The 6710-nt window shown below is 60.0% G+C and carries 6 protein-coding genes and 2 pseudogenes; 6 read left to right on the forward strand and 2 right to left on the reverse strand.

The features are described 5' to 3' along the window. Positions 1 to 124, forward strand: a pseudogene (locus J9889_RS24240) (IS630 family transposase); the annotation flags it as partial. 180 nt (positions 125 to 304) lie between these two features. On the opposite strand, the gene J9889_RS18150 reads toward J9889_RS24240, so the two are convergent. Continuing rightward, on the reverse strand, positions 305 to 2125 hold the full coding sequence (locus tag J9889_RS18150; protein ID WP_210557600.1) for a recombinase family protein: 1821 nt from the start codon (positions 2123 to 2125) through the stop codon (positions 305 to 307). Positions 2126 to 2183: 58 nt separating this feature from the next. Here J9889_RS18150 and J9889_RS18155 point away from each other — a divergent pair. Further along, positions 2184 to 2762, forward strand: a pseudogene (locus tag J9889_RS18155) (SDR family NAD(P)-dependent oxidoreductase); the annotation flags it as partial. 59 nt (positions 2763 to 2821) lie between these two features. Here J9889_RS18155 and J9889_RS18160 read toward each other — a convergent pair. Further along, positions 2822 to 3154, reverse strand: a complete 333-nt coding sequence (locus J9889_RS18160; protein WP_041214640.1) for a DUF1904 family protein — start codon at positions 3152 to 3154, stop codon at positions 2822 to 2824. 70 nt (positions 3155 to 3224) lie between these two features. Between J9889_RS18160 and J9889_RS18165 the strand changes: the two genes are divergently transcribed. The 4 genes from J9889_RS18165 (at position 3225) to J9889_RS18180 (ending at position 6699) form a co-directional block, all read left to right on the forward strand. Then, positions 3225 to 4112, forward strand: coding sequence for a TraB/GumN family protein (locus tag J9889_RS18165; protein ID WP_041214639.1), 888 nt, complete (start codon positions 3225 to 3227; stop codon positions 4110 to 4112). A gap of 155 nt (positions 4113 to 4267) precedes the next feature. Continuing rightward, positions 4268 to 4417: a DUF3149 domain-containing protein gene (locus J9889_RS18170; protein WP_010673287.1), complete on the forward strand. Its 150-nt coding sequence runs from the start codon at positions 4268 to 4270 to the stop codon at positions 4415 to 4417. Between the two features lie 115 nt (positions 4418 to 4532). Further along, positions 4533 to 5114, forward strand: coding sequence for a DNA endonuclease SmrA (gene smrA / locus J9889_RS18175; RefSeq protein ID WP_010673286.1), 582 nt, complete (start codon positions 4533 to 4535; stop codon positions 5112 to 5114). Positions 5115 to 5220: 106 nt separating this feature from the next. After that, on the forward strand, positions 5221 to 6699 hold the full coding sequence (locus J9889_RS18180) for a carboxypeptidase M32 (protein ID WP_210557602.1): 1479 nt from the start codon (positions 5221 to 5223) through the stop codon (positions 6697 to 6699). Positions 6700 to 6710 lie beyond the last annotated feature (11 nt).

Here is a 6710-nt window from a genome sequence, read left to right on the forward strand (position 1 = left end):
TAATCGCAGCTTCAAGGATTACGACGACATCCTTGATGCCTGCACATCGGCCTGGAAGCACTTTATTGCCGATGTGGAGCGGGTGATGTCACTTTGTAGCCGAGATTGGATAAAACTGACCTAATGTTTAATCCGATTGGTATAAATTGCCCGTTCGGGAATTCAGCCTGTTGACGCTCATGAGCGCTAATTAGATGAGAAGCCGTTGAAATGGTGTTGCTGAGACAACGCTAGAAACGACGGAGAACCTGTTCACATTTTTTACAAATTTTTAGCAGCGGACCACATGGATCTGCTGCTCATCTTATTCAGGAATCGCGTTTCTGTCGGATCTCCGCAATGTTTCCAACTCGGCCATAAGCTCTTCGTCGATCTCATCCGGCGCATACGCATTAAAGATTCTTGTGGGGACACTGCCTAACTTCGCCGCGACATCCGTCCCCAATGACGAGCGATCCGTACCAACAATCGCAGTCACGCCATGCCTATCCATTGTCACGCAACGATGCGCCCCATCGTTGAAAGTAACGTCCATGACGAAGATAAAGCGTTCAGGGCCTCGGGGGACTTCCTCGGCTAATAGGCGGTTCTTCTCATCGATACTCTTACTTGGGTCTGAAAGTAATGCCAGGCGATCCTGAAGCGATATCAAGCCAGGGCGGCCGATGGTCAATGACGCGATGGAGTCACGAAGCAGCTCTCGTAATTCGATCCTGGCATCATCGTTCTTTGTATCGAGCACACGATCCGATATGGCACCCCAGCGTGGCACAAGTGATGCGCAAGTCCGTGCTTGTAACGCAACCTCCTCTGCCTTAGCCAATTCCATCTGTGTTGATAGCTCATTCAACTGGGACTCGAGGCGACCGATCTCCAGAGTCAATATTTTGGGGAAGCCCTTTTCTCGTGCCTGCTCCATCAAGTTGTGAATATGGCCATTAATCTTGTCTATCTGAGCCTGAAGCGCTGGAACTCGGCTTAATGGAAGCGTTTCAGGGTCTTTCCAGACCTTGTCCAAGCAGATACCAAGCAGCGCTTTCTCGATTACAGCGCCTCTCTTGCTCCATCCGAGACAACGATATTCTTCGCGAAAACCACTACAGCGGTAATTGAGTGCACCGCCCGTTTCCCGGTTCATGTGAATGCTAGCACCACAATGACGGCAAGTAGCCTGTGGCAGCTCAGCGAACAAACTGATAGCCGTAGCCTTACCGGTCGTCCTTGGACGCTTGCGGCGAGTGCGAGCATCAACGAGGGCTGCATATTCGTTCTCGGTCAGAACGGACGGATAATAGCCCTCAAGAATAATATCGTTAATCTGTTTCTCGCCGACTAATGCACGGGAAAGGTGGAAGCGCCGGATGACATGATGGCTCCACACTTTAGGGGCTCGCTTGTCGAATCGCTGAATCGGACAATCCGGTCCTTCGCGATTGAGCCAGTCGGTCACTTTGCGAGGGCTATGGCCTGCCATCAAACGTAAAGCTATTTGTCTCGCCACATGTATATATACAGGATGCGGACGCACAACGCCGTCTGAGTTATCAACCCACCACACATCATTACCGACCACCTTGATTGAATAGGCATATCCCGACGGATGTCGCTCTCCATTGAGGTGGCGCCCAATCGCAAGATCCCGGAGCTTCAGTGTTCTGACCTGCTTGGTTCGACTCTCCCCATAAGCCCGTTCAAGTATCATGACGGCAAGTTGAATATCGAGCACATTGCTTGATTTATCGCCATAGGGGTCGCAGAACATGCGTTGCTCAATCGCGGAATAAATACCGATGTTGCAGCTCAATACACCAGCCAAATCGCTGGTTGCCTTTCGGATCTCTTGCCGGCTAAACCGGTCAAGACTGCTGACGACGAGTATTGAGCCTTCTGCCACTTCGCCGGAGCGAACTGCGTTTAGAAACCAGCCAAGCTGCCCATCCTTGATGTGATCACCGTGGAAGGCTGACTTGCCGCTATCAATCATGCGGTGTTCATAGATGGGTAACTGGTAGCGCTCGGAGAGCTCTTGCAACAGAGAGTCCTCTTGCTGAATCGTGAGCCCTTGGCCCTTTGCTTGTTTGGAAGAGCTGATTCGGCTATAGGGATATATTTTAGGTCCATTCATCGACATCACCTATCTTTGTCAATATATTCAATAATATACAAACATCTGACATTGAGTCTACGGCCAGCCCGGTGCGCTGGAAGATCTGCCCACCGAGGCGCTGCGCAAGCAGTTCGAGACCAACCTCTTTGGCTGGCATCACCTCATTCGCCAGGTATTGCCCCCCATGCTGGCGGCAGGCGAGGGGCGCATCGTGCAGAACAGCTCGGTGCTTGGCCTGGTGGCCATGAAGTATCGTGGCGCCTACAACGCCAGCAAGTTCGCGCTGGAAGGCTATACCGACACCCTGCGCCTGGAACTCGCGGGCAGCGGCGTGCACATCAGCCTGATCGAACCCGGCCCCATCGACACCCGGTTTCGCGCCAATGCCCGGGAGGCCTTCCTGCGCCACATAGACCCCGCCGCCAGCCGCCATCAGGACGCCTATGCCCAGACGCTGGCCAGGCTGGAGCGTGAAGGGGGTGCCCGGGGCTTTACCCTGCCTAGCGAGGCCTGCATCCCGCCGTTACTGCATGCGCTCACGAGCAAGCGTCCCAGGCACCGCTACCCGGTCACCTTCCCGACCAAATTGTTTACCGTGCTGCGCCGCCTGCTGCCAAGCCGCTGGCTTGACAAGCTGCTGATCAAATCCGCCTGATAAAGGGGCCCTCGGTGGCCCTCCTCTTGACATGCACCTGTCTCAGCAACGATACCCGCTCAATAGTGCTGGCCGTTGCTGTAGTAGTGACTCTTGACGATGGGCAGCACCTGCACCACCACATAGGTCTGCTCCCCCAGCACCCCTTTCAGGTGGCGGGTGATGAGGGCGGCAGCGGCATCCTGCATCTCCTGCGGTCGCTCGAACCAGACCAGCTCCACGAAGGGGAAACCGGCTTCGGGCTGGCCATCTCGTACCCACTGGCTCGGCACGCACTCCAGGGTGACGAACTCCGGCTTGCCACCGGTCAGGGCGCAGAGATCCGCCATCAGGGGGGCGCTTATCCGCTGCAGGGTGTCGACAGAAACTGCCCGAAAACGAAGGTGGGGCATGGGAAACCTCTTGGCTGTGACAAATGAGGACTTATCATAGAGCACTCATCCCGCTCACATAAGGTGCCTCATGAGATTCCATCCCACGCTGCTCTCCTTCCTGCTCTGCCTGCTGCTGCCGCTCCATGCCATGGCCGATCCGGCCTTCTACCGCATCAACAAGGGCAACGAACAGCACTGGCTGCTGGGGTCCATCCACGCGGGCAAACCCTCTCTCTATCCCCTGCCGGACCCGGTGGAGCGCGCCTGGCAGCAGAGCCGCGCCCTGGTGATGGAGGTGGACATGACCCACATCAGCCAGGAGCAGTGGCAGGAGATGGGCGCCATCACCCGGCTCGTCGACGGCAAGACCCTCAAGGATCACCTGCCCATCGACCTCTACCGTCGCACCCTCATCGCCGCGGGCCAGAACGGTCTGAACGAGAGCATGCTGGCCCCGCTGCGTCCCTGGTTTGCGGCCATTACCCTGACCCAGGCAGCCCTGGAGCGCACCGGCTATCGCGGTGAATACGGTGTCGACCAGCACTTCGCCAAGCGGGCGAACGACGGCGGCAAGCCCATCGTCGGGCTGGAGACCCTGCTGGAGCAGCTCGGCTATCTCGCGAGCGTCGGCGACAACCAGACCTTGATGCTGGAGAGCACCTTGGACGAGCTGCCCGACATCCAGCAGGGGTTCGACGCCGTGATGACCGCCTGGCAGAACGGGGACGAGGCCACCCTCATCAATCTGCTCAGGGAGGAGATGGCGCCGCCCAAGCTGCAAGCCTGGCTGGAACAGACCCTGCTGGCAGAGCGCAACCGCAACTGGGTCAAGAAGTGGCCCAGCCTGCCGAACGAGAGCTTTATCGTGGTAGGGGCCCTGCATCTTTACGGCGAGCACGGGCTGCTCGCCCTGCTGGAGCAGCAGGGCTGGCGCATCACGCCCCTCACCGAACCGACCCTGGAGAAAGCAAAATAGCGTCCAGTCCGGCGACCTGACGCGCCGGATGCGCGTCGGCTCACAGAATTTGCTGCCGATTAAATAACCAGAAAGGGAGTTGATCGAGATCATCCCCTCCCTCATGAAGAGGTATCTATCATGCCTGTCACCGCCCAGTGACAGGAGTGAACGAGATGGAATTCTGGATGAACCTGATGTTCGGCAACAGCGTGGGGCTGATGTCCATGCTGGTGATTTTCGGCACCTTCCTGCTCATCAGCGCCTATGCGGTCTATTTCATCTACAAGGTGATGCACGCAGAGCCGCCCAAAGAGGGGCAATAACCAGGCTCGCTCAGACCGCCCTCCCCGGCAGGGCCGGGGCCCGCGAGCGTTGCCATTCTAAGACCCACCAAGGCCCGCTATACTGGCTCCCTCATTTTCATGCGGGGAGCCTGCCGTGTCTCATAACGACGAACTCTCACTGTTCCTGCAGGAAGTGGCCGACGTGCGGCCCCTTCGCAGCGACCATATCGCCCCCGTTGCGGGCAACAGCCAGCCCACCGAGGCGCAACTCGCGCGCCGGGAAGCCGCCACCGCCGAACAACTCACCCTGGATCACCTCGGCACGGAAGCAGTCGAGATGCTGGACCCCCACGCCATCGTCGGCTTCAAGCGTGACGGCGTGCAGGAGGGGGTCTACAAGAAGCTGCGCCTTGGCAAGTACGAGCTGCAAGGCTCCCTCGACCTGCACCACAAGACGCTCAACGAGGCCCGTATCGCCCTGGTGCAGTTCATTGCCGAATGCGAAGTGCGGGATATCCGCTGCCTGCTGATCCTGCACGGCAAGGGGGAGCGCAGCACCCCGCGTGCCCTGCTCAAGAGCCATGTCAGCGCCTGGCTGCCACAGTTGCCTTCGGTGATGGCCATGCACAGCGCCGAGCGCCGCCACGGCGGCAGCGGTGCGCTCTACGTATTGCTGCGCAAGAGCGAGCGCAAGAAGGCGGAAAACCGCGAACGGCACCAGAAGCGCCTCGGCTGACTGCCTGAGGGTGGCACCAGGGTGGATGGCAGTGCTAGCATCGGGCGGCCCCGATCATGCCAGGTACGGGGTGCATACCATCAGGGACGATAACAAGGACAATCCCATGTCATACCAGAAACTCGAACAACATCAGCAACAACTGCACCGCCTCTCCCACCTCTCCGCCATCTGCGGCTGGGATCAGGCCGCCATGATGCCGGAGGGGGGCAACGAGGCCCGCGCCGAGGCGATGGCGGAGCTTGGCGTGCTGATCCACGGCAAGCGCACCGCCCCCGAGCTTGGGGAGTGGATAGCCAAGGCAGAGAGCGAACCGCTGGACGAGCACCAGCGTGCGAACCTGCGGGAGATCAAGCGCCAGTGGCAGGATGCAAGCCTGCTGCCGGGGGCGCTGGTGGAGGCGCTTTCCCTGGCCGGCAGCAAATGCGAGCACGCCTGGCGTCGCCAGCGCAAGGAGAACGACTGGTCAGGTTTTGCCCCGAACCTCGAGGAGGTGGTGCGCCTGTCGCGGGAGGTGGCTCGCCTGCGCGCCGACGCGCTCGGGGTGCGCCCCTATGACGCCATGCTGGCGCTGTACGAGCCCGGCATGACGAGCGCGAGGCTGGATCAGATCTTCGGCGATCTGACGAGCTGGCTGCCCGGCCTCATCCAGACCGTGAGCGAGCGGCAGAAGAGCGACACCCTCCTCACCCCGCAAGGCCCGTTCCCGGTTGCGACGCAGCAGGCGCTCGGCCAGGAGGTGATGGGACTGCTCGGCTTTGATTTTGCTCACGGCAGGCTCGACGTGAGCAGCCACCCGTTCTGCGGCGGCGTGCCGACGGACGTGCGCATCACCACGCGCTACAACGAGCAGGAGTTCGTCTCCAGCCTGATGGGCATCGTCCACGAGACGGGCCACGCACGCTACGAGCAGGGCCTGCCGCGCGCACTGCTCGGCCAGCCGGTGGCCGAGGCGCGCTCCATGGGCATTCACGAGAGCCAGAGCCTGTTCTGCGAGATGCAACTCGGCCATCACCCCGCGTTCCTCACGCTGATTGCGCCGCGCATTCGCGCGCACTTCGGGGCAGAGGATGCGCTCGCACCCGCGAACCTCGAGAAGCTGTACAACAGGGTCGAGCCCGGCTTTATCCGCGTCGATGCGGACGAGGTCACCTACCCGGCCCACGTCATCCTGCGCTACGAGCTGGAGCGGGACTTGATGGAAGGGCGCATCGAGGTCGCGGACATCCCCGAGCTGTGGGACGCGAAGATGCAGCAGTGGCTCGGCTTGTCCACGAAGGGCAATTACCAGAACGGCTGCATGCAGGACATCCACTGGACGGACGGCTCGTTTGGCTACTTCCCGAGCTACACGCTCGGCGCCATGTACGCGGCGCAGCTGCGCTTCGCACTCGAGCGTGAGCTCGGCGACATGGGCACGCTCGTAGAGTCCGGCCGCCTGCCGGAGATCTTTGGCTGGCTCGGTCGCCATATCTGGTCCCAGGGCAGCCTGCACGGCACGGACGAGCTCATTCGCCGCGCGACCGGTGAGGCGCTGAACCCGCAGTGGCTGCGCAAGCACCTTGAGCAACGCTATCTGAAATAAGCGAGGTTGAA

This window comes from Aeromonas sp. PrichA-15 (assembly GCF_017939245.1).
In the GTDB taxonomy this organism is placed as follows: Bacteria; Pseudomonadota; Gammaproteobacteria; order Enterobacterales; family Aeromonadaceae; genus Aeromonas; species Aeromonas caviae.